Source organism: Nocardioides sp. JCM 18998 (genome assembly GCF_055391535.1).
This window is the reverse complement of record NZ_AP043886.1, coordinates 3,245,837-3,270,166: the sequence shown is the minus strand read 5'-3', so window position 1 is coordinate 3,270,166 and position 24,330 is coordinate 3,245,837. Positions and strand designations below refer to the sequence as shown.

Here is a 24,330-nt window from a genome sequence, read left to right as displayed (position 1 = left end):
CACGACCGCCACCCGGATCGCCAGGCGGCGTCCGGGTATCGGTCGTACGGGGTGGATCAGTCGAGCAGTCGGAGCGACGGCCCGGCCTCGAGGACGGTGTTCTCCGACACGGCGGTCGCGCAGGGCCTCGGCCAGCACGCGAAGCACACCTGCCGGGTCCGGCCCGTCAGGGCCGCAGCGTCGTCGGCGCCGGGTCGCTCGGCACGCAGGAGAAGCTCGCTCACGGGTACAGACCTCGCACCTCGTGGGCCTGGTAGACGCGCTCCACGGCCAGGCAGGTCGCGGCCACGCGCAGCGAGAGCTGTCGCTTGGCGGCGTAGGCCACCACCTCCTGCCACGCGCGGGTCATCCGGTCGACGAGCCGCTCGTTGACCTCGGCCTCGCTCCACCAGTACGCCTGGTTGGCCTGCACCCACTCGAAGTAGGAGACGACGACGCCGCCGGCGTTGGCGAGGATGTCCGGCACCACCAGGACGCCGCGCTCGGCCAGGATCCGGTCCGCGTCCCCGGTCAGGGGCCCGTTCGCGCCCTCCACGATGAGGCGTGCCCGGACGAGCCCGGCGTTCTCGGCATGGATCACGCCCTCGACGGCCGCCGGCACGAGCAGGTCGACCTCCGCGAGCAGCACGTCCGTGCCGTCGATCGGCAGCGCGCCCGGGAAGCCGACGACGCTGCCCGTGGCGTCGACGTGACGCTCGAGCGCCGGGATGTCCAGGCCCGCGATGTCGAAGATGCCGCCGTACACGTCGCTCACCGCGACGACCCGGACACCCTCCTCGGCCAGGAGGCGGGCGGCGCCACGGCCGACCTTGCCGAACCCCTGGACGGCGGCCCGCGCGCCGCGCGGTGCCACGTCGAGGTGACGCAGCGCCTCGACGGCGATGGCGACCACGCCCCGCGAGGTCGACGCGGCCCGGCCCAGCGAGCCGCCGACGGCGATCGGCTTGCCGGTCACCACACCGAGCACCGTGTGGCCGCGGCCCACCGAGTAGGTGTCCATCATCCAGGCCATGGTCTGCTCGTCGGTGCCGATGTCGGGGGCAGGGATGTCCTGGTTCGGACCGATCAGCGGCGCGATCTCGGAGGTGTAGCGCCGGGTGATCCGCTCGAGCTCGCCCTTGCTGTACCGCCGCGGGTCGACCCGTACGCCACCCTTCGCGCCGCCGTACGGCACGTCGAGCAGGGCGCACTTCCAGGTCATCCACATCGCCAGCGCCCGGACCTCGTCGAGGTCGACGCGGGCGTCGAAGCGCACGCCGCCCTTGCCGGGGCCACGGGAGTAGTTGTGCTGCACGCGGTAGCCACGCAGCACCTCGATCGTGCCGTCGTCTCGACGCAGCGGGATGCTCACGCTGACCTCGCGGCGTGGCTCGGCCAGCATCGCGTGCACCTCGGGCCGGAGTCCGAGCACGGCGACGGCGTCGGCGAGCTGCTCGCGCGCGTCGTCGAGGACGGTGCGCTCGGGCGCCTGCAGGAGCGTCATCGGCGGCGCCCCTGACCGTACGTCGCGAGCGCGGGAGCGGGAAGGAGGGTCATGGGTCCACCCTGACCCGAGCCGGGCCATACCGTCCAAGACCTATTGAGCACTTGAACGGTGCCCGCCGAGCATGTGTCGCCGGGGCGGAGGCATTACCGTTGCCGGCGTGTCGATCGACCTGCGGCTGCTGCGCTACTTCCTGGCCACCGCCGACCACGGCTCGGCCACCCGGGCTGCGGCCGAGCTGCACGTGACTCAGCCGGTGCTCTCACGCCAGCTGCGCCAGCTCGAGCAGCAGACCGGGCTGCGCCTGTTCGAGCGCGACGGGCGCCGGCTGCGCCTGACACGCGCCGGCGAGGAGTTCCTGCCGCAGGCCCGCGACCTGGTGCGCAGCGCCGACGCGCTCGGCGACGCTGCGCACGCCCTCGCGTCGGGCCACGTCGAACGGCTCCACGTCGCCGTGCCCACCACCACCCTCGCGGACGTGCTGGCCCCCTTCATCGCGACCCTGCTGCCCACCGACCCGGTGCCGCTGCTGCGCAGCCTCGACCCGCGCGGCGCGGGGGCCGCCCTGGCGGCCGGCGCGGACCTGGCGATCGTCCATCGGGCGCCCCCGCTCTCGCTCGGATCTCGGCGGCTCGCGGTGCTCTCGCTGCTCGCCTACGTGCGCAGCGACGACCCCTGGGCCGATCGCGGACGCATCAGCCTCGAGGAGCTCCTCGAGCGCTCGCTGGTGGTGATGTCGACCGACTTCAGGCCTCGGGTGCTGCTCGACGCCGCGGTCGACGCCGCCGACCTGACGTACGGGGAGCTGCTGGAGTGCACCAACGCCCAGGTGGCACAGGCGCTCGCAGCCGCCGGGCGTGGCGTCGCGGTGGTCTCTGACGATCCGCGCTTCGGCCTGGTGCCGCTCACCATCGACGCCGACGGGACCAGCCTCCAGATCAGGCTCTACGCCGCCTGGGACCCGCATCACCACGCGGCGGGCGTCATCGCCGACCTCGCCGACCGGCTGGCGTCCTTCTGCCTGGAGCGCTACGGCCCCGAAGCGGGCGAATGAGCGGGCGAGCGAGCGGGCCGGGCGAGCGGGCCGGGCGAGGCCCGACCCCGGCTATCGTGGCGAGGTGATCGCGCTGCGCCCGATGCGGGTGTCCGACGTGGAGCTGATCGTGGCGTGGGACCAGGACCCGGACGTCGTCGCCGCGATCGGTGGTCGCGCCGCCGACTGGTACGACTGGCCCGCCGAGCTCGGGCGGGACGTGCCGTGGCGCGAGCTCCTGATCGCCGAGGAGGTCACCGCCGTCCCCGGTGATAGCGGTGCCAAAGGTCGCGCGATCGGCTTCGTGCAGCTCATCGACGCCGCCGAGGAGGAGTCGCACTACTGGGGCGAGGTCGAGCCCGGCACGTGGGCGGCCGACATCTGGCTCGGCTCCCCCACCGATCGTGGTCGCGGCCTGGGTACGCGGGTGATGGGCGCTGCGATCGACCGCGCCTTCGACCGGCACGGCGCCCACACCCTGCTGATCGATCCGCAGGAGGCCAACACCCGGGCGATCGCGTTCTACGAGCGGCTGGGCTTCGAGCGCGTCGGCGTCCGCGAGCTGGATGGCGACCTCTGCCTCGTCATGAGCCTGGGCCGTCGACACGACGGGCCCAGCGGTTCCTAGCCGTCGAGCATCAGGCGCATCTTGGTCAGGCTGCGGCGCAGCAGCCGCGAGACCTGCATCTGCGAGACGCCGAGGATCTCCGCGATCTCGGTCTGGGTCTTCCCCTCGGCGAACCGGAAGGTGACGGCGGCCCGCTCGACCCCGCTCAGCTCGGCGATCGCCTCGCTCAGATCGATCCGTGCCTCGGCGCTGCCGTACCCCTGCTCCTCGAACGCGACCAGCTGCTGCAGCGCTCCGGCGGTCGGGTCGATCAGCGTGTCCAGAGGATGGCCGTCCCGGCTGCGGCCGACCTCGATCGTCTCGACGACCTCCTCCGCGCTCGCACCGACGTGCTCGGCGATCTCGGAGATCGTCGGGGCACGGCCGAGCTCCTGGCTGAGCGCCTCGCGGCTCTCCAGGACGGCGCCGCGCAGCTCCTGCGCCCGGCGCGGGGCGCGGACCAGCGAGGTCGAGTCACGCAGGTAGCGCTTGATCTCGCCGAGGATCATCGGCGCCGCGTACGCGACGAACTCGTGCCCGCGCTGGGGGTCGAACCGGTCGACCGCCTTGATCAGGCCGACGGAGCCGACCTGCACCAGGTCCTCGTGATTCGCCCGGCGGCCGGTGAGGCGCCGCGTCAGGTACGAGACCAACGGCAGGTTGGCCTCGATGAGCTGCTCCCGCACGGCGCGGTACTCGTCGACGCCGATGCCCGGCGCCGCGAGTCGTGCGAACAGACGGTTGACCTCGTCCGCCTGCTCGCGCGTCCAGCGCGACGTCCCCTCGGTCACGTGAGCAGGCCCCCTCTCCGTCGCGAGACGGCGATCGCGAGCACGCCGTCCTCGGAGCGCACGTCGACCTCCGGGTCGAGCGCGGAGAGCATGGCCCACGGGAGGCCGGCACGGTCGACGGCCGCCCCCGGACGGCAGGACGCCCGGAGGGCGACGCACACGGTCCCGGGCTCCACCTCGAACTCGGCGGTCAGCGTCAGGTCGCCGTCCTCGTCGACGAGCGGCAGCAGCAGGATCGCCGCCTCGTCCACGGCCATCTGCAGCTCCTCGACGTCGTCGTAGGCGACGTCGGCCAGGACCGCCATCGACCGCGTCACGGCGCGGATCGACGCGACGAAGTCGGGGTGGGCCGGGATCTGCACCGAGGTGCGCGACGAGGGCCAGGGGGCGCTGCCGGGAGAAATCATTGCTACCTCACTATCGCAGGCCGAGGCATGCGTACGCGTGCGCCGAGGGGTGGGTGAGAGAGGCTGCTGCCGCTCCGGGACACGGTCAGACGTCGGCCGCGAAGAGATCGGCGATCCCCGCCAGGGCGAAGACCCGGACCACTGTCGGCGACTGGCCGACGACGACCGCGGCGGAGCCTGCCCGGGCCGCGACTCGGCGGACCTCGAGCAGCGCGCTGATGCCGGTGGAGTCCAGGAACGTGACCCCGGACAGGTCGAGCCGGACCGGGGCGGTCGACCCGGACGCGGTCCAGGCCTCGGCCGCGGCCACGACCTCGTGCGCTGTCGCCAGGTCGACGTCGCCGGTGACGACCAGGACGTCCTGACCCTCGAGGTCGGTCTCACGAGTGGCGGCAAAGGGAGACATCACAGACATCCTAACGAGCCTCTGCACCCGGAACGGGTGCAGACGAGAGGCCAGCGAGCGCATGGTCGAGCCCGCTGAACTCGAGGACGCGCGCGACCCGGGCGGAGCTGCGCGAGATCGCCACCTTCGTGCCCCGGGCCTCGGCGGCACGGGCCAGCTCGACCAGCGCCCCGATGCCGGTCGAGTCGATGAACTCGACGTCGCCCATGTCGAGGGTCAGCCCGTCGCCGTGCGCGAGGACGTCGTGTCCCTCGTCGAGCAGCGTCCGGCGGGTGACGAGGTCGATCGACCCCGCGAGGACCAGGGTGTCCCGTCCCGCCTCGTCCGTGCTCCGGCTGATCTTCAGCTCCATACCGTCCGGTCCTCCCTCATCGTGTCGCTGTTCATCGGGTCCGGGTCGATCGCGAGCCGGAACCACACCGTCTTGCCGCTGCCGCTGTCGTCTTCCTCGACACCCCACTGGGTCGCGACCCTGTCCAGGATCCGCAGCCCCCTTCCCGAGGCGGCGGTCGGGTCGAGTGCCCCGGTGGGCATCGCCGGGCGGCCGTCGCCGTCGTCGTGCACGGCCACGGTCAGGTAGCCGTCCCGGATCGAGACCGAGAGCCCGGCGGTGGCACCGCCGTGTCGCACGGCGTTGCTCATCAGCTCCGAGACCAGCAGCGCGGCATCGTCACGGAGCGCGAGCGGAAGGTGCGCCGCGGCCTCGGCGACGACCGCTCGTGCCTCCGCGATGGCGCCGGGCACGGCCGACAGCACGTACGGCTCACTGCTGCTCGTCATGCTGCTCACCTCCTGCCCTCGTGGTCGTGATGGCTCGTTCGAGCCTCAGCGCAGACCGCTGTCGAAGCATGACTGCCCGGACGATCCGATTCCTAAACCGCCCCATTTCCAAGCCCACCCGGGGGCATACGGAGGTTGCCATCCTCTGCCAAGATACGGGCGACGTGAGCCCCTCACGCGGTCTCTTCTACGAAGGAAGGCAAGACGTGTCGTCACAATCCGCCCACGAATGGATCGACCTGCTCCGCAGCAACGAGGAGGAGCTGATCGCGGCCTGGACCCGAACGGCCGAGGGCAACCTCGCCGGCCGGATGACAGGCAGCGAGCTCTCGCGCGACATCCGCGAGATCTACAACGGCCTGCTCGCTGGCGACGGGTCCGGAACCGACATCCGCAGCGGTGCGTACGACGGGCTGCGCGCGCTCCTCAACGATCTCGGCCGCACCCGCGCTCGCCAGGGCTTCTCCCCCACCGAGGCCGCGGTCAGCGTCTTCGCGCTGAAGCAGGCGCTCCTCGAGATGCTCGAGCAGCGCGGCGACCTCGCGTCGTACCAGGCGTACGCCAAGCTCTCGGCCATCATCGACGACCTTGGGCTCTTCATGCTCGAGACCTACGCGACCGCCCGCGAGACGGTCATCGCTCAGCAGGCCGAGACCCTTCTGGAGCTCTCCACCCCGGTGGTCAAGCTGTGGGACGGCATCGTCGCCCTCCCGCTCGTCGGCACGCTGGACTCGGCCCGCACCCAGGTGGTGATGGAGGCGCTGCTGCAGGCCCTGGTCGACACCGGCTCGGAGCACGCCATCATCGACATCACCGGTGTACCGGCCGTCGACACGCAGGTCGCCCAGCACCTGCTCAAGACGGTGCAGGCCGCACGCCTGCTGGGCGCCGAGTGCATCGTCTCCGGCATCCGACCGCAGATCGCCCAGACGGTGGTGGCCCTCGGCATCGAGTTCGGGGACATCCACACGAAGGCGAATCTCTCCGACGCGATCCTGCTGGCCATGCGCCGGTCTGGCCTCGACATCGTGGGCAGGGCGTGATGGACCGCATTCCGATCCTGAAGATCGGCGACATCCTGCTGGTCTCGATCCAGGTGGATCTCCAGGACCACACCGCGCTGATGCTCCAGGACGACCTCAGCAACCGGATCGTCGAGACCGGTGCGAAGGGTGTCCTGATCGACATCTCCGCGCTCGAGATCGTGGACAGCTTCATCGGCCGGATGATCTCGACGACAGCGGCGGTGTCCCGCGTGCTGGACGCCGAGACCGTCGTGGTCGGGATGCAGCCGGCGGTCGCGATCACGCTCGTCGAGCTGGGGCTCACCCTCTCGGGGGTGCGGACCGCGCTGGACGTCGACCGCGGCCTGCGGGTGCTGCGCGACAGCGTCGAGGCCCCCGCCCACCGAGGGGCGTGACCTCCGGTGATGGCCTCAGCCAGTGACGACCAGACCGTGGTGCCGCTGAAGGCCGACTCCGACGTCGTCCGGGTGCGACAGCTGGTCCGTGATGTCGCCACCGCCGTCCGCCTCTCGCTGGTCGACCAGACCAAGCTGGTGACCGCCGCGAGCGAGATCGCCCGCAACACGCTGGTCTACGGCGGAGGCGGCGAGGCGCGGGTACGGAGGCTGACACGGGGTACCTCGGTCGGCGTCGAGGTCGTCTTCTCCGACGACGGGCCCGGGATCCCGGACGTGGATCTCGCGCTGACCGACGGCTGGACGAGCGGGAGCGGGATGGGCCTGGGCCTGTCCGGTACGCGTCGTCTGGTCGACGACTTCGACCTCGACACCGCACCCGGTGCCGGGACCCGGGTGACCATCGCGAAATGGAGGCGCTGAGGTGCATCCCGCTCCTTCGCGGCACGCCGACGACGCCTGGTGGATCGTGGACGAGAGCGCCGCGGTGCCGGCCGTACGGCGGGCCGCCTCCGCCCTGGCTCTCGCCGCCGGATTCGGTGCCGAGCGGGTGGCCGAGGTCGGCATCGTCGTGACCGAACTGGCGACCAACCTGGTCCGCCACGCCGGTGGCGGCGAGATGGTGCTCCGGGCCAGCGCCGAGGGCGACGTCCCCGCGCTGCGCGCGCTCGCGATCGACTCCGGTCCGGGGAGCCGCAACATCGAGGCGCTGATCTCGGACGGTGTCTCGACGGGCGGCACCCTCGGCATCGGGCTCGGCGCGTGCCGACGCCTCTCCTCGGCCTTCGACGTCTACTCGGTGCCCGCCGTGGGCACGATCGCCGAGACGCTGCTGCACGCGACGTCAGCAGCGGGCGACCAGCACGGCGACCGGGTCGCCGATCTGACCCGGCCGCTCTCCGGCGAGGGCCCGTGCGGCGACACCACCGCATACCGGCTCACCCGGGATGTCCACGTCGCGATGGTCGCCGACGGCTTGGGCCACGGCCCGCTCGCCGCGGAGGCGTCACGGCTCGCAGCCGACGTGCTGCTGACCTTGGACAGCGTGTCCCCGGCCGCTGTGCTCGAGCGGATCCACCTCGCACTGCGCGGCACCCGCGGAGCGGCGGTCTCGGTGATCGCCTACGACACAGCCGCGCAGACCGTGACCCACGCCGGGATCGGCAACGTCACGGTGCGACTCGCGAGCGCCGACGCCCTCCGCAGCCTGCCCGCCCAGCCCGGCATCGTCGGGCACCGGGCCCCGCAGCCGCGCGAGCAGACCGTCGCGGTCGACGGTGCGGCGGCCGCGGTCCTGCACAGCGACGGGCTCTCCCAGCGCTGGAGCCTGAATGACATACCCGGCGTGCTGGGTCATCGCCCTGCCGTCGCATGCGCCGCGCTGCTGCGCGCCGCGGCCAGCCGACGCGACGACGCCGGTGTCCTGGTGCTCAGGACCGCGGCATGAGCACCGCCGCCCTCGCGGAGCTGACGCTGCTCACCGAGGACGACCTCTTCAACGCCCGTCAGGTCGGTCGTGACTGCGCGCTCGAGCTGGGCTTCGAGCGCCTCGACGCGCTCCGCGTGGCGACGGCGATCAGCGAGCTCGGCCGCGAGATCGTGTCCAGTGGTGGCGGCGCGCTGACGCTCGCCCTGCACGGCGGCGCCCTCGAGCTCGAGCTGACCGCCGGACGGCGTCCCGAGCACTGGGATGACGCGATCGCCGCCGTCGGCCGGCTCGCCGACACCCAGCGCCGACAGGACCCCGAGGCAGGGGTGCGCCACACCCTCGGGAAGTCGCTGCCCGGGGGTGCGCCGAGCGCGCGCCGCCTGGAGCTCCTGCGCCGACAGCTCCTCGCCCGCAACCCCTCCTCCCCCGCCGACGAGCTGCGCGAGCAGAACCGCGAGCTGCTCAACGCGCTGGAGGAGGTGCGCGCCCAGCGTGCCGAGCTCGAGGTCGTGAACAACGAGCTCGAGGAGACCAACCGCGGGGTGATGGCGCTCTACTCCGAGCTCTCCGCCGAGCTGGATCACACCAATCAGGGCGTCGTCGCGCTGTACGCCGAGATCGACGACAAGAACCTCCAGCTGCGCCAGGCCAGCGAGGCCAAGAGCCGGTTCCTGCGCAGCATCAGCCATGAACTGCGCACGCCGGTCAACTCGATCCTCGGTCTCACCGGACTGCTGCTCGATCCGCACCAGACCGAACGACTCAGCCCCGAGCACACCGAGCAGGTCCAGTACGTCCGCACCAGCGCGAGCGACCTGCGACGGCTGGTGGACGAGCTGCTCGACCTGGCCAAGGCCGAGTCGGGCCGACTGCAGGCCACGATGACCGAGGTGAGCCTGCGTCCGCTGCTCGAGGAGCTGCGCGGCATGATCGAGCCCATCCTGCGCGAGGGGGTGACGCTGAGGATCGAGGTGGTCGGCGTCGAGGTGCTCGTCACCGACCCCGACCTGCTGCGCCACGTCCTGCGCAACCTGCTCAGCAACGCGGCGAAGTTCACCGAGTCCGGCGCGGTCACCCTCACCGTCCAGGCCCAGGACGAGGCGGCGGTGTTCTCGGTGCGAGACACCGGCGTCGGCATCGCCGAGGAGGACCTGGCCCGCATCTTCGAGGAGTTCTACCAGGCGACCTCGCCGCTGCACGCCAGCGCCAAGGGCACCGGGCTGGGCCTGGCGTTCGCTCAGGTGGTGGCGACCGCGCTCGGCACCCGCATCGAGGCCGAGAGCGCGCTGGGCGCCGGCAGCTGCTTCGCCCTGAGGCTCCCCCTGCAGGGTGCCTCCGATGCCTGAGCGCCTGCCGCTGGTGCTGGTCTGCGACGACACCCCCGCCAAGCGATATGTCATCGCGAGCTGGCTGCGGCGCAGCGGCTACCGCATCATCGAGACGGACACCGCCGCCGAGGCCCGGCGCATCCTGCAGGAGCGCGCCATCGACCTGGCCGTGCTCGACGTCCACCTACCCGACGGCAGCGGACTCGACATCACCCGCGACCTGCGGCACGACCCCGAGCGCTCCGGCACGCCGGTGGTGCACGTCTCGGCGGTCGCGATGGAGACGCTCGACCGGGTGGCGGGGCTGGACAGCGGCGCCGATGCGTATCTCGTCGACCCGATCGACCCCGAGGAGCTGCTCTCCACCATCCGGGCGCTGCTCCGCTCCTCCGGGGCACGACGCAGCGCCGAGGAGCTCGCGGGGCGGATGACGCGACTCAACCGAGCGGCCGTCCGGCTCAACCTCGCCTCCACGATCGCGCGGCTCGCCGACGGTGTCGCCGGCGCGGCGGCGGAGGTGCTCGACGAGCCGTCCGTCGCCGTCCTCGTCGACGACGGGGTCGCGCATCGCTCCAGCGCCGCGCCCGGCGGGACGGTGGATCTCGCCGGAACGCTTCCCGCGGGGGCTCTGCGCGCACAGCTGGACTCGCTGACCACGTCGCGGACCGTGGCGTCGGACGACGTCGCTCTGGCCGACCTGCTCCCGGCGCCGGGCACCGGCCCGTGGCGCCTGCACCCGATCACCGTCGGCGAGGAGCAGGTCGGGCTGATCGCCGTCGCGACCGGCAACGACACCGACAACGACCTCGTGGTCGAGCGCCTGGTGCAGCTGACGGCGGTGGCGCTGGACAACCTGCGCACCCTGGAGCGCGAGCACCGTACGGCCCTGCTCCTGCAGCGCAGCCTGCTGCCCGCCAGCCTGCCCACTCCTCCCGGTGTCACGCTGGCCGCCCGCTACCGCGCCTCGGAGCGGCACGCGGAGGTCGGCGGCGACTTCTTCGACGCCTTCGAGGTCGACGGCAGCGTCTTCATCGCGATCGGCGACGTCCAGGGCCACTCGCTCGAGGCCGCGGTCGTGATGGCGCAGCTGCGCTACTCGCTGCGGGCCTACGCCTACGACGGCTACGGACCGGCCGAGATCATGCAGCGCATCGACACCGTGCTGGTGCGCAACGAGCCGGGCGTCATCGCCACCGCCTGCATCGGGATGATCGATCGGGCGCGCAGCTCCCTCCGGTACGTGGGTGCCGGGCACCCCCCGATCATCCGTACGCACGACGGTGAGTCGACCCTGCTGACCCAACGCGGCGTCCTGCTCGGTCTCGCCTCCGCCCACACCGAGCATCTCGAGGAGCTGGCGCCGGGCGATCGGCTCCTGCTGCTCACCGACGGGCTGGTCGAGCGCCGTACGACCCCGCTCGATGAGTGCCTCGCCCAGGTCGCGGCCTTCATGGCGGGGTCCTCGGCCCACGACACCGAGGCCGTCGCCGACCGGGTGCTCGACGAGTTCGGCGCGAGCGACGACGACGTCGCCCTGCTCGTGGTCGACCTCGACCCGGTCTGAACCGCTGCGCCCGAGCGTTCGGCGGAGCATGATCGGTCCATGATCGGTCCCTGCTCGGCCTCGTGCTCGCCACACCGCTTCTCGCCGGCTGTCACACGACGACGACCGGAGAGGCCGCCAGCTGCGTGGGGCCGATGCTGGACACCACTCCGCCGGGCGCCTCGGCGCGGGCCGTCGCCGCAACGGTTCCGCCCGGAGGAGACCTGACCGTGTATGGGCACTGGTACGCGGCGACGTGCAACGACACCTCGATCACGACCGCAGACCCGGCGCCGATGCCGCCGGTCCACCTGACGCTGAAACTCCCAGGTCAGGCGTCCCGAGACGTCGGCATCTACACGCCGGGCGGCCAGGACCTGGGCTTCGCCGCCACCGTCCACGTTCCCACGGACGCTCAGCCGGGGGCGGGCACGCTGAGCGACGGGCTCAGCCACCACTACCGGTTCGAGATCGCGGGCCCGTAGTCACCGGCCCCATAGACCCCGGCTCACCGGACCCACCACCGTCCGGGTCCGGGACCGAGGTTGAGTAAGGTATGCCGTCGCCGTGCGGCAGCGGCGACACCGCCCCCGGGAGCCCGAACGGGCGTACGGTCGAGAGGACCTTGACGAGATGGAACCCGAGAACGCGCCCCATCGTGCGGACGGTGAGGCGGGAGCGACGCTCGCCGCTGCGGGCTTCCTCGACCTGAGCACGCGCCAGGAGCTCGTCGACGCCGGGTTGGCGATCCTCGACCAGGACGCGCCCCTGCGCCTCGACCTCTCGGCGGTGGAGTTCATGGACTCGACGGGCATCGGCGCGCTCATCGAGCTGGCCCGGGCCAGCGAGCGCCTCGGTCGTCCGTTCCAGGTCGTGGCCGCATCTGCCCAGGTCCGACGGGTGCTCGAGGTGACCGGTCTCTCCGGTGCCTGGTTGGTCGATCCCTAGGTCGACCCGACGCCGACTTGGCGCCGACTCGGCGTGGGGTCAGGGGTGATCGAGCTCGAACCACACGCTCTTCGCGCCGGAGTCGATCTCGCGGACACCCCATCTCGTCGCGAGCGTGTCGACCAGGAACACGCCGCGCCCGCCGACCGACGCCGTCGACGGAGGGCTGATCAGCTGCGGCCGCTCGGGGGCCTCATCGGTGACGCTGACCCGAAGGGTCGCCGCGTGGATCTCTATCGAGAGCACCGGAGCTCCGCGACCGTGGGTGAGCGCGTTGGTGACGATCTCGCTGGTGAGCAGCAGTGCCGTCTGCGCCGTGGGGCACTCGACGTTCGCCGCGCGGCACAGCCCCATCACGACCTCACGGGCGGATCCGGGCGAGGACGACGACTGCTCCAGCACAATCGAGCGGTCGACGTCGTCCCACCTGCTGTTCACCCGCGGCCCTCTCCACCGTGCGCGTCACCGCGCTTGATCGCTCGCACATTACCCAACGCGAGGCGCCTCCAACCGCTAGGTTCGGCCAAGCGGTTGCGGGCGTCGTCCACGTCCCTGGCTACTATCCTTCCCACGCAGCAGCCGACGACCTCCATCACGAAGTGCTCACCGGGTCGGAGGCATCGCCTGCAGCTCGCCCCGGGCGAGACGACCACCGACACAGGATGAGGGGACCGTGGCGCAGGCAAGAGCCTCCGACGAGCAGATCTCCGCTCGCTCCGAGGGCGTCGTGCTTCCCACCCCCGCCGCTCCGGCACCCACTCCGGCACCCACTCCGTCACCCACCTGGGACTGGTCGGACCCGGTGGTCCTGCTCGTCGAGGACGACCCGGCGGACGCGGTCCTGGTCGAGGAGCTGGTGGCCGACTGCCGCCCGGGCCTGTCCCTGCGCCTGGCGAGCTCGCTGGCCGAGGCGACCTCGTTCCTGGCCACCGAGCGTCCCGACTGCGTACTGCTGGACCTTCATCTTCCCGACGCCCAGGGCCTCGATGCGTTGACGGCCGTCCAGGCGATGGCCGAGGGCATCGCCGTCGTCGTCCTGACCGGGCAGAGCGAGGAGGCGATCGGGCTGACCGCCATGGCCGCCGGCGCCCAGGACTACCTGGTCAAGGGTCACGTCGACGCCGAGTGGCTCGGGCGTGCCGTCCGCTACGCGATGCAGCGCAAGGAGGCCGAGCGCTCGGCCGTCGCGCTCCAGGCCAGCCAGCTGCTCGCCCAGGAGAACGCCCGACTCGAGCGCGGCCTGCTGCCCAAGCCGTTGGTCAGCCCCGGCGGCTCGGTCGAGGTCGTCAGCCGGTACCAGCCGGGGCGCGCCCAGGCCCTGCTCGGCGGCGACTTCTACGACGTGGTGCAGTCCGACGACGGCACCGTCGAGGTGCTCATCGGCGACGTCTCGGGCCACGGTCCCGACGAGGCGGCCCTGGGCGTCGCCCTCCGCATCGCCTGGCGCACGCTCGTGCTCAGCGGCATCCCCGCCGAGCAGCGTGTCGCCCGGCTCGAGGAGATCCTGATCGCCGAGCGTCCCTACGACCACACCTTCGCCACGCTCACCTGCCTGACGATGCTGCCCGATCGACAGCGGATCCGCGTCGTACGCGCCGGCCATCCCGGCATGATGGTGCGCTCGGCGGACTCGATCGAGCTCGTCGAGGTGGCCGGCGGCCCCGCGATCGGGATCCTCCCAGCAGCGTCGTGGGCGGCGTGCGAGCTGTCGATGCCCACGCAGCCGTGGGCCGTCGTCCTGTTCACCGACGGCCTCTTCGAGGGTCGTACGAGCGCGAGCGGCGGGCGGCTCGGAGAAGAGGGCCTGATCGCCGCCGCGCGCGGACTGCTGGACGCGGGATCCGAGCGGTTCGTCGACGAGCTGATCCAGCACGCCCAGCGCGCCTCCGAGGGATTCGGCGGCATGGACGACGACCTGGCCGTCCTGCACGTGCAGTGGAGATGAAGGAATCGGTACAGCAGTGAGCAAGGACAGCGGACGCGACCGCAGCGGCATGACCGTGCAGCGGTGGATCTACCTCGCCCTCGGCGTGATGACGGTGCTGGTCGCGGTGGGCTCGGTGGTCGGCGCCCGGCTGCTGGCGCACACCACCGAGGCCTCGGACCGGCTGATCCAGCACATCCAGCCCGCCCGGGTGGCGGCCTACCAGCTGCAGGCGACGCTGATCGACCAGGAGACCGGGGAGCGCGGCTACGCGCTGACCGCCGACAAGCAGTTCCTCGCGCCCTACACCGCCGGCCAGCGGAGCGAACGCGAGCTGGTCGCCCAGATCCGCACGCTCCTGCCGGACGACGAGCAGGTGCAGGCGGACCTCGACGACATCGAGGCAGCGGCCGACCAGTGGCGCCAGGCGTACGCCGACCCCATCGTGGCTGGCGTGACACCGGGACGGCCCCAGCCACCGGACGAGCAGACCGCCACGCAGGCCAAGAGCGCCTTCGACGACCTGCGCGGCCACTTCGACACCCAGAACCAGCACCTGCTGCAGCTCAAGGCCGCCAGCCTGGACGACCTGCGCCGGGTCCGGCACGTACGCGACGCCGTCTTCCTCGCCATGCTCGCGGTGTTCGTGCTGACAGCGGTGCTCATGATCGCCCTGGTCAGCGGCCTGGTCATCCGTCCGCTGGAGAAGCTGCGGGTCTCCACCCGCGCCATCGCCGAGGGGGCCTACGACCACCCGATCGCGCAGGAGGGACCCAGCGACCTGCGCCGCCTGGCCGTCGACGTGGCCAGCATGCGCGACCGGATCGTCGAGGACCTCGACGCCTCCCGCGCCCAGGAGCGCCAGCTCGCCGACCTCGCCGCCGACCTGGACGCCCAGGCCCTCGAGCTGCGCCGCTCCAACGCCGAGCTCGAGCAGTTCGCCTACGTCGCCTCCCACGACCTGCAGGAGCCGCTGCGCAAGGTCGCGTCGTTCTGTCAGCTCCTGGAGAAGCGGTACGGCGGCACGCTGGACGAGCGTGGCCAGCAGTACATCGACTTCGCCGTCGACGGCGCCAAGCGGATGCAGATCCTCATCACCGACCTGCTGACGTTCTCCCGCGTCGGCCGCGTTACCGACGAGCAGGTCGCGGTCCCGCTCGAGGTGGTGGTGGACCGCGCGCTGGCCAACGTCGCGTCCGCCATCGAGGACTCCGACGCGCAGATCTCGCGCCCGCCCGCCCTGCCCGAGATCCAGGGCGACCCGACGCTGTTCGTCATGCTGTGGCAGAACCTCGTCGCGAACGCGATCAAGTTCCGCTCCCCCGAGCGGACGCCGTCCATCAGCCTCACCTGCGAGCCCGATCCGGATCGTCCCGAGGGCGACGGCTGGCTCTTCGCCGTGACCGACAACGGCATCGGCATCCCGGAGGAGTTCGCCGAGAAGGTCTTCGTGATCTTCCAGCGTCTCCACAGCCGCGAGGCGTACGCCGGCACCGGCATCGGGCTCGCGCTGTGCCGCAAGATCGTGGAGTATCACGGCGGCCGGATCTGGATCGACACCGAATACCCTGCTGGGCACACCGGCGGCACCCGGATCTGCTTCACTTTACCGACCCACTCCGCCGAGCGTGACCGCGCGACGGCGAACTCCCCGGAGGGAATCGCTTCATGAACGGCCCCACCCAGCCCATCGAGGTCCTGCTCGTCGAGGACGACCCGGGCGACGAGCTCATGACGCGCGAGGCGTTCGAGGACAACAAGATCGCCAACACCCTCCACGTGGTCCGCGACGGCGAGGAGGCGCTCGACTTCCTCTACCGCCGCAACCAGCACACGGACGCGCCGCGGCCCGACCTGATCCTGCTCGACCTCAACCTTCCCAAGTACGACGGTCGTCAGGTCCTGCAGCAGATCAAGTCGGACGCCGAGCTCTCGCTCATCCCGGTCGTCGTCCTGACCACCTCCTCGGCCGAGGAGGACATCCTGCGCAGCTACAAGCTGCACGCGAACGCCTACGTCACCAAGCCGGTCGACCTGGACCAGTTCATCGCGGCCGTGCGTCAGATCGACGAGTTCTTCGTGACCGTCGTACGACTGCCCGGGCGCGGCAGCTAGCGCGAGGCCTCAGGGCCGGAAGCGGTCCGGGTCGGCTGCCAGCCAGTCCCGCTCCCACGGGGCCGGCGCCTCGGCGAGCAGCTCCCCCGGGCGCAGGTGCGCGAAGAGCTCGGCGTACGACGCGATCTCGCCGTCGTGGACGCGCCGACGCAGCATGTGCGGGCGCAGCTCCTCGAACGAGGCGAGTCCCATCGAGGCGATCACCTGGGTGGCCTGCTCGACCACCGCCGCCTGGTAGCGCACCACCCGCTCGGTCTTGGTGGGCACATCGAGGGCCCGCATCCGCTTCGGATCCTGGGTCGCGACCCCGACCGGGCACCGGTTGGTGTGGCAGCGCTGTGACTGGATGCAGCCCACCGCCTGCATCATCGCCCGGGCCGCGTTGGTGTAGTCGGCGCCCTGGATCATCCGCTTCACGACGTCGATCCCGCTGCTCACCTTCCCACTGGCGCCGATCCGTACGCGATCGCGCAGGCCGACGCCGACCAGCGCGTTGTGCACCGTCATCAGGCCCTCGGTGAGTGGCATCCCGACGTGGTCCTCGTACTCCAGCGGAGCAGCACCGGTGCCGCCCTCGGCGCCGTCGACCACGATGAAGTCCGGCGTGACGCCCTCCTCGACCATCGCCTTGCAGATCGCCAGGACGTCGACGCGCGAGCCGACGCAGAGCTTGAAGCCGGCCGGCTTCCCGCCGGCCAGCTCGCGGAACCGGGCGATGAATCGGATCAGCTCGCGGGGCGTGGAGAAGACCTGGTGGTACGCCGGGGAGATGCACTTCTCGCCCTGCGGGATGCCCCGGGTGTGGGCGATCTCGGCGGAGACCTTCGAGGCCGGCAGCACCCCGCCGATGCCCGGCTTCGCACCCTGGCTGAGCTTCAGGCTGACCATCTTGACCTGGTCGTCGGCGGCCTTGTCGGCGAACTCCGCCTCGTCGAAGCGGCCGTCGTCGGTCCGTGCCCCGAAGTAGCCCGAGCCCAGCTCCCAGACCAGGTCGCCGCCGTTGCGGTGGTACGGACTGATCGCCCCCTCGCCCGTGTCGTGGGCGAAGCCGCCGATCGCCGCGCCCCGGTTGAGCGCCTCGATCGCGTTCGCCGAGAGCGAGCCGAAGCTCATCGCCGAGACGTTGAGCAGCGCCATGTCGTACGGGCGGGTGCAGTCGGGACCGCCGATCCGCACCCGGGGCGGCTCCTCGAGCGGAGCGACCGGCGCGGTCGAGTGCACGAGGTACTCGTACCCGACGGCGTCCAGGTCGCGCTCGGTGCCGTACGGCTGCTCCTCCTTGATGCCCTTGGCGCGCTGGTAGATCGCCGAACGCGTGTCGCGGTCGTACGGGCGACCGTCGAAGTTGCGCTCGATGAAGTACTGCTGGAGCTCGGGCCGGATGCCCTCCAGCAGGAAGCGCAGGTGACCAAGCACCGGGTAGTTGCGCAGGATGGAGTGGCGCCGCTGGAGCAGGTCGTAGCAGAACAGCACCACCAGCGCGATCAGCAGCGCCAAGAGCACCCACCAGCCCCAGCCGCCGATCGCGGCAGCGAGCGCCGTGACGGCCCCCAGGATCACCAGAGCGGCCAGAATGAAGAAGCGCAGCACGACGCTCCGTACCCCCGGCGATCACCGCCCATCCGTCAGAAGGACCGGAGAGCGCACCTCGCCACCCGATGGCGAAGCCCTCGCAGCGGCACGGAGTCAGGGATGGGCGATCGCCCATCCCTGACTCCATCCCCCCACAACCCCGAGATGAGTCGTGTCGGTGTGGTGCTCCCTTGCGAGGAGAACCGCACCGGGTACCCCACGCCGGGTGCCCTGGCTCTCCCGAGAGGTTCCAGCACACCCGACACTGGGCACGTTTCCGGCTCCCGCCCGATCGTTACAACGCGCCTCGACATGTCTAGACCAGTTGTCTGGACCAGTCGACGTTGGCGGGTCCGCGCCCACGCCGCCCGATCGACGGTTATTCTTTGCCTTGCGCCTGGCTGTCGTCGACAGCGAGGCGCGTTCTGAGACGGACCGGCCGAGGATGGAGGATGTTCGTTGGCTCGGTCTGTCGGGGAGGTCGACCCGCCCGCGCGCGCAACCGCGTCGCTGGCGTTCGGCGACTTCTTCCGCGAGAACTACAGCCTCGTCCTCTCGGTTGCCGAGCATCGGCTGAGCTCGCGCGCCGACGCCGAGGAGGTCACCTCCGAGACCTTCCGGATCGCGTTCCAGGCACACCAGGACGGAACGGTTCTCACCGTTCCGTGGATCTACGGCGTCGTGCGCAACCTCGTCGGCAACGAGTACCGACGGCGTACGCGCGAGACGGGCCTGCTCGAGCGTCTCGAATCGGAGCGCCTGGTCGCTCCGTACCCGGACGCCAAGCCGGAGGTGGACGATCTTCTCGAGGCGCTCGACACGCTCCCCGATGCCCAGCAGGAGCTGCTGAGGATGGCGTACTGGGACGAGCTCACGATGGCCGAGATCGCCGCCGTGCTCGAGTCGTCCGAGGGCGCGATCCGGGTGCGCGTGTTCCGGGCGCGCAAGCTGCTCGTCCGCGCTCTGGCGAAGGTGCAGCTCCAGCAGCGACGCAAGCGGCGGGAGGTGATGTCCGATGGCGCGCGATGACATCCGTACCCGGCTCCGGGCGGCGAAGCCCGGTCTCAGCCATCGGCACGACCCGCTCTCTGAGCGTGCGCTGGCCGAGCTGGAGCAGTTCGAGCTGATGGCCCGCACGTCGCCGGCCGCTCCCGCGAAGACCTCCGACGAGCGTGCTCCTCGACGGCGTCCACGGCTGGTGCTCGGGTCGCTCGCCATGGCTGTCGTCGTGCTGGTCGCGGCGCTGGCCACGTGGGTGAGCATGCGACCCGAGCCCGCGCTCGCCATCACGCCCGCACCGCTGCACATCCAGTCGACGACGGGAACCGCCCGCGACACGCTGATGGCCCTGGCCGGCAAGCGCCTTGCCGACACCGGATCCGACACCGGCGCTCAGGAGAGCCTGCGGTCCTACCAGTGGGCTCTCGAGAGCTCGGTCGCCGACGACGGCTCGGTCACCTCGACGCAGAGCGTCCCGCAGCAGCGCACCCTCACCTTCGGCCCCGACGGTGCCGTCACCCTCGTGGCTCGTGCGGCCGCGCCGTTCCCGAACGAGATCCGCACGGGCCTCCCGGCCGAGGGCACCGTCCTCGACAAGGAGCACTGGGCGCCCGGGAAGTACGACAACCCGTACGCCGCGGCGCCGCCGACGAACGCCAGCGCCATGAAGGGCTACTTCGCGAAGGCGCTGGGTGTCGACGAGCTCACCGCCGGTGACTACGTCCGCGCCGTCGGCGACCTGATCAGCAGCCGGCCGATCAACGCGGCGCAGGAGTCGGCGATCCTCCAGCTCCTGGCCGGTCAGCGCACCCTCCGTCTCGCCGGCACGACGACCGACCGGCTGGGTCGGGCCGGGGACGTGTTCGTGGCCAAGGACCGACGGCCGGGCGAGTACGAGGACATGCTCGTCGTCGCCCCCGACACCGGGCGGATCCTCGCCGTCGAGTCGGTCTACACCGGCCATGACCGCACCGACATCCCGTCGCCGGCCACGACGACCTACACCGCCTGGGTGCGCTGACCGCGCTCGCCACATCACAAGGAACACGCATGAAGACCGCACGCCTCGCCCTGTCCGCCGTAGCCCTCGTCGGGCTCCTCCTGCAGGCGCCCGCCGCGCTCGCCGCCGGCACCACCTCGTCGGACACGATGCAGGGCCGCGTCGACGCCGTCATCGCGACGTTCGGCGGCACCCAGACGGGGCCGAACGAGGTCACCTGGGACGGTGGCGCGATCATCCTCGACCTGGCGCCGGACGCCGGCACTCCCGTCCAGGAGTCTGCGACCGTCTTGGCCGCCGCGGCGACGGTCGGGGGCTGCGTGGCCGGCTCGCACTGCATCTACAGCGCCGCCAACTACGCCGGCGACAAGGTCAGCTTCAGCGGCTGCTCGACGAGCGAGAGCGTCGCTCTGCTCGACGGTGCCGTCCGCTCGGTGGCGAACTCCACCACCAGCAGCACCGTCAAGGTGTACGACGGAACCACCGTGCTCGCCACCGCTGCCGCCGGAGTCGGCAAGAACGTGACCGGCACCGCGACGAAGGTCAGCTGCTCCTGATCGGGAGGGCGCCCGGACCCGTCCGTCGCTAGCGGCCGCCCGAGACGTCCAGGGTCGAGCCGGTGGTGTAGGAGGCCTCCTCGCCCAGCAGCCACACCGCCGCGGCGGCGGCCTCCTCGGCGGTGCCCGGTCGCCTCATCGGAATCGACGGCGCGACCCGCTCGAGCCGGCCGGGCTCCCCGTTGCGCGCGTGGATCTCGGTGTCGATGAGGCCCAGCCGCAGGCTGTTGACCCGGATCCCCTGCTCGGCGACCTCCTGGGCGAGCCCGGTCGTGATGGCATCGACCGCGGCCTTGGAGGCGGCGTAGTCGACGTACTCCCTCGGTGAGCCCAGCACCGCGGCCCGAGACGACACGTTGACGATCGATCCCCCCGCACCGCCGTGGGCGGTGGACATGCGTCGCACCGCCTCGCGGGCGCACAGCAGCACACCCAGGACGTTGACCTCGAGCACCCGCCGGATCCGCGCGGCATCGAGGTCCTCGACCGCGGAGGTCGGAGCGACGATGCCGGCGTTGTTGACCAGGCCGCGCAGCGGTCCCGCGTCGGCCGGCAGCGACGCGAAGAGCTCCTCCACCGAGGCCTCATCGGCGACATCCACCGGGAGCGCCTCGGCCAGGACGCCGGCTCGCCGGCACTCCTCGACGACCGCCCGCGCGGCGGTCTCATCCGATCGGTACGAGACCACGACGTTCCAGCCCGCGACTGCCAGCCGCCTGGCCGTCGCCGCCCCGATGCCGCGACTTCCACCGGTGACGAGCGCGAGACGAGGGTCCATGCGGCGATCGTAGACAGGCCGGTCGCGGGGCCGGTAGGCGACGGTCCCCGGCAGCGATCCGGCAGACGATCCGGCAGACGACCCGGCCGCCGATCCCCGGGGCCCGCGTCACGATCCGCCCGGCCGGGGCAGCGTCACGAGACCGTCAGCGTTCCGTGCATCTCGGCGTGGTACGTGCAGTGGTAGGGATAGCTGCCCGCCTGAGTCGGTGCCGTCAAGGTCGCCGTGCCACCTCCGGGGATCGTGACGTCGAAGGCGGAGCCCCGATCAGCAGTGACCGTATGGGCGACGGAGTCCTCGTTCATCACCGTGACGGACGCCCCCGGCGCGACGGTGGTCGTGCCCGTGTAGGCGTACTTCTTGATCGTGATGACGCCCTTCGCCGACGTGCCACCGCCACTCGTCGCGCTCGACGTGGCGGAGCCGGGCGTCGATGGCGTCGGGGCCGGTGCGGCCGGAGACGAGTTGCCGGAGCCACAGGCAGCAAGCCCGATGCTCGCCAGCGCCGTACCGGCGACGACCAGGGCGAGACGACCTGCAGGACGGATACGTCGATGCATGGAGCTTCTCCTTCGTGGAGCGATGGGGCGGTGGCGCAACGGGGGGTCAGCGGGGGTCAGTCCTCGCCCGCGCCGATGACCCGGACGAGACGGGAGTAGACGACCTCGTTGCCCACGTGATGGTGGGTTGCCGAGTCGAAGTCGCTACACGTGATCAAGCGCAGCGTCGACGTCGAGAGATCGCCGCCGTACACCGCCGTGGTGGGGAACTCGGACTTGAGGTAGTCGCGCACGGCGTTGACCTGGAACACCATCGTCGAGCCGTCCTGGCGCTGCACCCGGATCAGGTCACCCGGGTGGACCGCACCGAGCCGGAAGAACACCGACTCACCCTCGGCGCTGTCGACATGGCCTTCGATGATCGAGGGCCCGTTCTGCCCGGGCGTGGGCGAGTTCTCGAACCAGGCGGCCTCGTTCAGGTGGGGCCCCGGTTGCGGCACCTCGATCGTGCCGTCCGCGTTCAGGCCCAGGGCGTTGACCGATGTGTCGACGCCGATGGCGGGGATCTGCAACCGCGTCGGCACGGACCGGGCGATCGGTGGGGCGACAGGCGCGCCCGAGGACGGGTCGACCGACGGTTCCGATGGTCGCTGCGAGGTAGCTGCCGGCTGATCGATCCTGCCCGCATCGACCGGCTTCGGCGCGCTCTCCTGACCGTGCAGGGCGAACACCACCAGGACGGCGCCGACGACCACGGCCGCCAGGGCACCACACCACACGAACGTGCGTGTGGTGCCCCGGCGGGTGACCCGATCGGATCGAGATCTCACGAGATCAACCTGCGATCAGTCCGTGGATCCGATCAGAGCTCGGCGTGACGACGGCGGCGGGCGGCGAATCCGCCCGCGGCCAGGCCGCCCAGCAGCAGCGCACCGCCCGCGGCGAGCGCGCCCTCGTGCTCGACACCGGCGGTCGAGCCGGTCCCGGTGTCGGCGCCGCCGACCGGCATCGCCGTCAGCACGCCGCACAGCGCCGGCGACGTGGCGGCCAGAGGCAGGCTCTTGACCAGGTCGCTCTTCTCGCCCTGGGCCTGCTTGCTCAGCGTGGACGGGTCGAGCCCGTGGACGACGATGACGGCGGTGCCGTCCTTGATCGCGCTGGCGACCGCCGAGGTGACCTGGATCGTGCGGTGGTAGCTCGTGCTCCCGCCGCTCGGGGCGATCTTGATGTTCGTGCCGGCGGCGGGAGAGGTGTCGCCGTGCTCGGACAGCGTGGTGCCGATGCCGCCGTACGCCGGTCCGCCCTCGGTGGTGCTGATAACGCCGTCGCCGTTCTTGTCAGCACTGGTGGTGGGGCACATGCCCTGACCGCCGACGTGGATGTGCTGGACGTGCGGGTAGGGAGCACCGCTGAACGTGGTGGCCAGGCCGCTCCAGTCCACGGTGACGTCGGCCGAGTCGCCGTTCAGGGTGATCGTGGCCATCCCCGAGCCGGTGGAGTGGTTCAGCGGGTTGAGGGTCGTCTGGTAGGTGCTGCCGTCCGCGGCGTTCGCCGGTGCTGCGGCCACGGCGATCGGGGCGGCGACCGCGAGCAGTGGAGCCATCACGCGAAGCGCCTTGGTGGCCGACCGGCCCTTGGTCCGAACCTGATTCGACGTGCTGTGCATGCGAAGCCTCGCTTCCGCCCCCCGTGATCGTCGGATCCGTGGGACTGCTTGGATCTCGGCCCTGTGTCGCCTGCGGTGCGAGCCGGTCGGCTCGCCTGGCGGCACACGACCCTGTCATCAGTTGTTCGGCGCCACGCTCTCGATCGGATTGGACGACCGTTGCTGCAGCGCCGACCTGGACTCATGCAGCAGCGCGACCTCTCGCCGGTCGTCATCCCATCCGCAGAGCCGGTCCGCTCCGAACTACTGCCGACGACAGACAACCGACTCGACGGGCGGGAAGCACCACGATGCGTACCGGCAACAGCCCAACCCACGGACCCCGACGTACGACGTCCCCTCGTCGTGCGCTCACTCCTGCGCTCCGGGCCTCCGGTGTCGCTCTCCTCGCCTGCCTCGCCCTGAGCGCATGCGGGACGACCTCCGGCAGCGACGCGGGGGCCGATCGCGACCCGAGCGCCATGATGACGATGCCCGACGGGACGGTGATGAGCATGGATGACATGGGGGCCGCGGGAGCGACGCCCAGCGCCAGCGGCACGGCATCGGAGTCGTCGGGTCACTCGCAGCCCTCCTCCGTCGCGTCGATGGTGTGCAGCGAGGACGAGATCGCCGAGGCCGTGCAACACGGCTTCAGCCTCTCCGACGCGCCCACCGGCAGCGGGAGCTGGGACGCCGCGACGCGCCTCTACACCTGTCGCTACCCGTTGCCCCACAGCGTCCTGACCCTGCAGGTCAAGGACATCGATGGGTCAGCCGGGCGCGCCTGGTTCGAACAGGCTCGCCGCACGACACCCGCGTCGACCACGATCCACGGGCTGCAGAACCTCGGTTTCCCCGCGTTCCAGGACCACGACGGGCACGTCGGCTTCCTCAAGGACGGGAAGACGCTTCTCGTCGACGCCAGCACGATAGCGACTTCGGACATCCCGACGGGGTCCACCCGCACCGAGCTCGCCTACGGTGTCGCAGCCGCCGTGATCGCCTGTTGGAGCGAGTAGGTGTCGCTCCAGGCGATCGCCTTCGATGCCCCGACCGTCCGCC

30 protein-coding genes are annotated in these 24,330 nt (G+C 71.4%); 17 read left to right on the top strand and 13 right to left on the bottom strand.

Going from position 1 to position 24,330, the window contains the following annotated elements; all coding sequences use genetic code 11:
- Nucleotides 1-56: 56 nt before the first annotated feature.
- Both ACZ5L9_RS15410 and ACZ5L9_RS15405 read right to left on the bottom strand, forming a co-directional pair.
- The gene (locus ACZ5L9_RS15410; protein WP_464529074.1) at nucleotides 57-224 is read right to left on the bottom strand and encodes a hypothetical protein; all 168 of its coding nucleotides are present in this window, start codon (nucleotides 222-224) and stop codon (nucleotides 57-59) included.
- Complete coding sequence (locus ACZ5L9_RS15405; protein WP_464529072.1) at nucleotides 221-1,483, bottom strand: Glu/Leu/Phe/Val family dehydrogenase; 1,263 nt, start codon at nucleotides 1,481-1,483, stop codon at nucleotides 221-223. The genes ACZ5L9_RS15410 and ACZ5L9_RS15405 overlap by 4 nt, the downstream gene beginning before the upstream one ends.
- A gap of 160 nt (nucleotides 1,484-1,643) precedes the next feature.
- On the opposite strand from ACZ5L9_RS15405, the gene ACZ5L9_RS15400 reads away from it, so the two are divergent.
- Together ACZ5L9_RS15400 and ACZ5L9_RS15395 are read left to right on the top strand one after the other, a co-directional pair.
- Complete coding sequence (locus ACZ5L9_RS15400; RefSeq protein WP_464529070.1) at nucleotides 1,644-2,537, top strand: LysR family transcriptional regulator; 894 nt, start codon at nucleotides 1,644-1,646, stop codon at nucleotides 2,535-2,537.
- Between the two features lie 64 nt (nucleotides 2,538-2,601).
- Nucleotides 2,602-3,144, top strand: a complete 543-nt coding sequence (locus ACZ5L9_RS15395) for a GNAT family N-acetyltransferase (protein ID WP_464529068.1) — start codon at nucleotides 2,602-2,604, stop codon at nucleotides 3,142-3,144.
- On the opposite strand, the gene ACZ5L9_RS15390 is transcribed toward ACZ5L9_RS15395, so the two are convergent.
- The 5 genes from ACZ5L9_RS15390 to ACZ5L9_RS15370 form a co-directional block, all read right to left on the bottom strand.
- Nucleotides 3,141-3,914 carry a sigma-70 family RNA polymerase sigma factor gene (locus ACZ5L9_RS15390; protein ID WP_464529066.1) on the bottom strand — a complete coding sequence of 258 codons (774 nt, stop codon included), beginning with the start codon at nucleotides 3,912-3,914 and terminating at the stop codon, nucleotides 3,141-3,143. The two genes, ACZ5L9_RS15395 and ACZ5L9_RS15390, sit on opposite strands and share 4 nt — an antisense overlap.
- Nucleotides 3,911-4,321, bottom strand: coding sequence for a hypothetical protein (locus ACZ5L9_RS15385; RefSeq protein ID WP_464529064.1), 411 nt, complete (start codon nucleotides 4,319-4,321; stop codon nucleotides 3,911-3,913). The genes ACZ5L9_RS15390 and ACZ5L9_RS15385 overlap by 4 nt, the downstream gene beginning before the upstream one ends.
- A gap of 85 nt (nucleotides 4,322-4,406) precedes the next feature.
- Nucleotides 4,407-4,727: an STAS domain-containing protein gene (locus ACZ5L9_RS15380; RefSeq protein ID WP_464529062.1), complete on the bottom strand. Its 321-nt coding sequence runs from the start codon at nucleotides 4,725-4,727 to the stop codon at nucleotides 4,407-4,409.
- Between the two features lie 10 nt (nucleotides 4,728-4,737).
- Nucleotides 4,738-5,079, bottom strand: coding sequence for an STAS domain-containing protein (locus ACZ5L9_RS15375; protein WP_464529060.1), 342 nt, complete (start codon nucleotides 5,077-5,079; stop codon nucleotides 4,738-4,740).
- Nucleotides 5,070-5,507 (bottom strand): ATP-binding protein, encoded by a 438-nt coding sequence (locus ACZ5L9_RS15370; RefSeq protein ID WP_464529058.1) that lies wholly within the window; start codon nucleotides 5,505-5,507, stop codon nucleotides 5,070-5,072. The genes ACZ5L9_RS15375 and ACZ5L9_RS15370 overlap by 10 nt, the downstream gene beginning before the upstream one ends.
- A 206-nt stretch (nucleotides 5,508-5,713) precedes the next feature.
- Here ACZ5L9_RS15370 and ACZ5L9_RS15365 point away from each other — a divergent pair, with 206 nt between their 5' ends.
- The 8 genes from ACZ5L9_RS15365 (at nucleotide 5,714) to ACZ5L9_RS15330 (ending at nucleotide 12,175) form a co-directional block, all read left to right on the top strand.
- Entirely contained in the window at nucleotides 5,714-6,550 is an 837-nt protein-coding gene (locus tag ACZ5L9_RS15365; protein ID WP_464529056.1) for an STAS domain-containing protein, read from the top strand.
- Complete coding sequence (locus ACZ5L9_RS15360) at nucleotides 6,550-6,927, top strand: STAS domain-containing protein (RefSeq protein WP_464529053.1); 378 nt, start codon at nucleotides 6,550-6,552, stop codon at nucleotides 6,925-6,927. Before ACZ5L9_RS15365 ends, ACZ5L9_RS15360 begins: the two co-directional genes overlap by 1 nt.
- Nucleotides 6,928-6,936: 9 nt before the next feature.
- Nucleotides 6,937-7,350, top strand: coding sequence for an anti-sigma regulatory factor (locus ACZ5L9_RS15355; RefSeq protein WP_464529051.1), 414 nt, complete (start codon nucleotides 6,937-6,939; stop codon nucleotides 7,348-7,350).
- A gap of 1 nt (nucleotide 7,351) precedes the next feature.
- Nucleotides 7,352-8,374: an ATP-binding protein gene (locus ACZ5L9_RS15350; RefSeq protein ID WP_464529049.1), complete on the top strand. Its 1,023-nt coding sequence runs from the start codon at nucleotides 7,352-7,354 to the stop codon at nucleotides 8,372-8,374.
- Nucleotides 8,371-9,702: a sensor histidine kinase gene (locus ACZ5L9_RS15345; RefSeq protein WP_464529046.1), complete on the top strand. Its 1,332-nt coding sequence runs from the start codon at nucleotides 8,371-8,373 to the stop codon at nucleotides 9,700-9,702. The genes ACZ5L9_RS15350 and ACZ5L9_RS15345 overlap by 4 nt, the downstream gene beginning before the upstream one ends.
- Nucleotides 9,695-11,248: a SpoIIE family protein phosphatase gene (locus tag ACZ5L9_RS15340; protein ID WP_464529044.1), complete on the top strand. Its 1,554-nt coding sequence runs from the start codon at nucleotides 9,695-9,697 to the stop codon at nucleotides 11,246-11,248. Before ACZ5L9_RS15345 ends, ACZ5L9_RS15340 begins: the two co-directional genes overlap by 8 nt.
- A gap of 134 nt (nucleotides 11,249-11,382) precedes the next feature.
- Nucleotides 11,383-11,712, top strand: coding sequence for a hypothetical protein (locus ACZ5L9_RS15335; RefSeq protein ID WP_464529042.1), 330 nt, complete (start codon nucleotides 11,383-11,385; stop codon nucleotides 11,710-11,712).
- Between the two features lie 148 nt (nucleotides 11,713-11,860).
- On the top strand, nucleotides 11,861-12,175 hold the full coding sequence (locus tag ACZ5L9_RS15330; RefSeq protein WP_464529040.1) for an STAS domain-containing protein: 315 nt from the start codon (nucleotides 11,861-11,863) through the stop codon (nucleotides 12,173-12,175).
- Nucleotides 12,176-12,214: 39 nt separating this feature from the next.
- Here ACZ5L9_RS15330 and ACZ5L9_RS15325 read toward each other — a convergent pair whose 3' ends face one another.
- Nucleotides 12,215-12,613: an ATP-binding protein gene (locus tag ACZ5L9_RS15325; protein WP_464529038.1), complete on the bottom strand. Its 399-nt coding sequence runs from the start codon at nucleotides 12,611-12,613 to the stop codon at nucleotides 12,215-12,217.
- A gap of 235 nt (nucleotides 12,614-12,848) precedes the next feature.
- Here ACZ5L9_RS15325 and ACZ5L9_RS15320 point away from each other — a divergent pair, with 235 nt between their 5' ends.
- The 3 genes from ACZ5L9_RS15320 to ACZ5L9_RS15310 are packed head-to-tail and all read left to right on the top strand — an operon-like array spanning nucleotide 12,849 to nucleotide 16,214.
- Nucleotides 12,849-14,120 (top strand): PP2C family protein-serine/threonine phosphatase, encoded by a 1,272-nt coding sequence (locus tag ACZ5L9_RS15320; protein WP_464529037.1) that lies wholly within the window; start codon nucleotides 12,849-12,851, stop codon nucleotides 14,118-14,120.
- 16 nt (nucleotides 14,121-14,136) lie between these two features.
- The gene (locus tag ACZ5L9_RS15315; RefSeq protein ID WP_464529036.1) at nucleotides 14,137-15,771 is read left to right on the top strand and encodes a sensor histidine kinase; all 1,635 of its coding nucleotides are present in this window, start codon (nucleotides 14,137-14,139) and stop codon (nucleotides 15,769-15,771) included.
- A complete protein-coding gene (locus ACZ5L9_RS15310; protein WP_464529035.1) occupies nucleotides 15,768-16,214 on the top strand; it encodes a response regulator in 447 nt (148 codons plus the stop codon). The genes ACZ5L9_RS15315 and ACZ5L9_RS15310 overlap by 4 nt, the downstream gene beginning before the upstream one ends.
- Before the next feature lie 9 nt (nucleotides 16,215-16,223).
- On the opposite strand, the gene ACZ5L9_RS15305 is transcribed toward ACZ5L9_RS15310, so the two are convergent.
- The gene (locus ACZ5L9_RS15305) at nucleotides 16,224-17,804 is read right to left on the bottom strand and encodes an FMN-binding glutamate synthase family protein (protein ID WP_464529034.1); all 1,581 of its coding nucleotides are present in this window, start codon (nucleotides 17,802-17,804) and stop codon (nucleotides 16,224-16,226) included.
- A gap of 441 nt (nucleotides 17,805-18,245) precedes the next feature.
- Between ACZ5L9_RS15305 and ACZ5L9_RS15300 the strand changes: the two genes are divergently transcribed.
- The 3 genes from ACZ5L9_RS15300 to ACZ5L9_RS15290 are packed head-to-tail and all read left to right on the top strand — an operon-like array spanning nucleotide 18,246 to nucleotide 20,342.
- Nucleotides 18,246-18,815 (top strand): RNA polymerase sigma factor, encoded by a 570-nt coding sequence (locus tag ACZ5L9_RS15300; RefSeq protein ID WP_464529033.1) that lies wholly within the window; start codon nucleotides 18,246-18,248, stop codon nucleotides 18,813-18,815.
- On the top strand, nucleotides 18,802-19,806 hold the full coding sequence (locus ACZ5L9_RS15295; protein WP_464529032.1) for a hypothetical protein: 1,005 nt from the start codon (nucleotides 18,802-18,804) through the stop codon (nucleotides 19,804-19,806). Before ACZ5L9_RS15300 ends, ACZ5L9_RS15295 begins: the two co-directional genes overlap by 14 nt.
- A 29-nt stretch (nucleotides 19,807-19,835) precedes the next feature.
- The gene (locus ACZ5L9_RS15290) at nucleotides 19,836-20,342 is read left to right on the top strand and encodes a peptidase inhibitor family I36 protein (RefSeq protein WP_464529031.1); all 507 of its coding nucleotides are present in this window, start codon (nucleotides 19,836-19,838) and stop codon (nucleotides 20,340-20,342) included.
- 28 nt (nucleotides 20,343-20,370) lie between these two features.
- Here ACZ5L9_RS15290 and ACZ5L9_RS15285 read toward each other — a convergent pair whose 3' ends face one another.
- The 4 genes from ACZ5L9_RS15285 to ACZ5L9_RS15270 form a co-directional block, all read right to left on the bottom strand.
- The gene (locus ACZ5L9_RS15285; protein ID WP_464529030.1) at nucleotides 20,371-21,120 is read right to left on the bottom strand and encodes an SDR family oxidoreductase; all 750 of its coding nucleotides are present in this window, start codon (nucleotides 21,118-21,120) and stop codon (nucleotides 20,371-20,373) included.
- A gap of 134 nt (nucleotides 21,121-21,254) precedes the next feature.
- Entirely contained in the window at nucleotides 21,255-21,680 is a 426-nt protein-coding gene (locus ACZ5L9_RS15280) for a cupredoxin domain-containing protein (protein WP_464529029.1), read from the bottom strand.
- Nucleotides 21,681-21,736: 56 nt separating this feature from the next.
- The gene (locus ACZ5L9_RS15275) at nucleotides 21,737-22,450 is read right to left on the bottom strand and encodes a class F sortase (RefSeq protein ID WP_464529028.1); all 714 of its coding nucleotides are present in this window, start codon (nucleotides 22,448-22,450) and stop codon (nucleotides 21,737-21,739) included.
- Nucleotides 22,451-22,482: 32 nt separating this feature from the next.
- Nucleotides 22,483-23,223 (bottom strand): hypothetical protein, encoded by a 741-nt coding sequence (locus tag ACZ5L9_RS15270; protein ID WP_464536871.1) that lies wholly within the window; start codon nucleotides 23,221-23,223, stop codon nucleotides 22,483-22,485.
- Nucleotides 23,224-23,780: 557 nt separating this feature from the next.
- On the opposite strand from ACZ5L9_RS15270, the gene ACZ5L9_RS15265 reads away from it, so the two are divergent.
- Nucleotides 23,781-24,287, top strand: a complete 507-nt coding sequence (locus tag ACZ5L9_RS15265; protein ID WP_464529027.1) for a hypothetical protein — start codon at nucleotides 23,781-23,783, stop codon at nucleotides 24,285-24,287.
- The last annotated feature ends 43 nt before the right edge of the window (nucleotides 24,288-24,330 follow it).

Excerpts from the sequence above, each read along its gene's own strand:
- ACZ5L9_RS15405 (WP_464529072.1), bottom strand. The coding sequence starts at position 1,483 with ATGACGCTCCTGCAGGCGCCCGAGCGCACCGTCCTCGACGACGCGCGC.
- ACZ5L9_RS15385 (WP_464529064.1), bottom strand. The coding sequence starts at position 4,321 with ATGATTTCTCCCGGCAGCGCCCCCTGGCCCTCGTCGCGCACCTCGGTG.
- ACZ5L9_RS15380 (WP_464529062.1), bottom strand. The coding sequence starts at position 4,727 with ATGTCTCCCTTTGCCGCCACTCGTGAGACCGACCTCGAGGGTCAGGAC.
- ACZ5L9_RS15375 (WP_464529060.1), bottom strand. The coding sequence starts at position 5,079 with ATGGAGCTGAAGATCAGCCGGAGCACGGACGAGGCGGGACGGGACACC.
- ACZ5L9_RS15370 (WP_464529058.1), bottom strand. The coding sequence starts at position 5,507 with ATGACGAGCAGCAGTGAGCCGTACGTGCTGTCGGCCGTGCCCGGCGCC.
- ACZ5L9_RS15360 (WP_464529053.1), top strand. The coding sequence starts at position 6,550 with ATGGACCGCATTCCGATCCTGAAGATCGGCGACATCCTGCTGGTCTCG.
- ACZ5L9_RS15355 (WP_464529051.1), top strand. The coding sequence starts at position 6,937 with ATGGCCTCAGCCAGTGACGACCAGACCGTGGTGCCGCTGAAGGCCGAC.
- ACZ5L9_RS15345 (WP_464529046.1), top strand. The coding sequence starts at position 8,371 with ATGAGCACCGCCGCCCTCGCGGAGCTGACGCTGCTCACCGAGGACGAC.
- ACZ5L9_RS15340 (WP_464529044.1), top strand. The coding sequence starts at position 9,695 with ATGCCTGAGCGCCTGCCGCTGGTGCTGGTCTGCGACGACACCCCCGCC.
- ACZ5L9_RS15335 (WP_464529042.1), top strand. The coding sequence starts at position 11,383 with ATGCTGGACACCACTCCGCCGGGCGCCTCGGCGCGGGCCGTCGCCGCA.
- ACZ5L9_RS15330 (WP_464529040.1), top strand. The coding sequence starts at position 11,861 with ATGGAACCCGAGAACGCGCCCCATCGTGCGGACGGTGAGGCGGGAGCG.
- ACZ5L9_RS15310 (WP_464529035.1), top strand. The coding sequence starts at position 15,768 with ATGAACGGCCCCACCCAGCCCATCGAGGTCCTGCTCGTCGAGGACGAC.
- ACZ5L9_RS15295 (WP_464529032.1), top strand. The coding sequence starts at position 18,802 with ATGGCGCGCGATGACATCCGTACCCGGCTCCGGGCGGCGAAGCCCGGT.
- ACZ5L9_RS15290 (WP_464529031.1), top strand. The coding sequence starts at position 19,836 with ATGAAGACCGCACGCCTCGCCCTGTCCGCCGTAGCCCTCGTCGGGCTC.
- ACZ5L9_RS15285 (WP_464529030.1), bottom strand. The coding sequence starts at position 21,120 with ATGGACCCTCGTCTCGCGCTCGTCACCGGTGGAAGTCGCGGCATCGGG.
- ACZ5L9_RS15280 (WP_464529029.1), bottom strand. The coding sequence starts at position 21,680 with ATGCATCGACGTATCCGTCCTGCAGGTCGTCTCGCCCTGGTCGTCGCC.
- ACZ5L9_RS15270 (WP_464536871.1), bottom strand. The coding sequence starts at position 23,223 with ATGGCTCCACTGCTCGCGGTCGCCGCCCCGATCGCCGTGGCCGCAGCA.
- ACZ5L9_RS15265 (WP_464529027.1), top strand. The coding sequence starts at position 23,781 with ATGGATGACATGGGGGCCGCGGGAGCGACGCCCAGCGCCAGCGGCACG.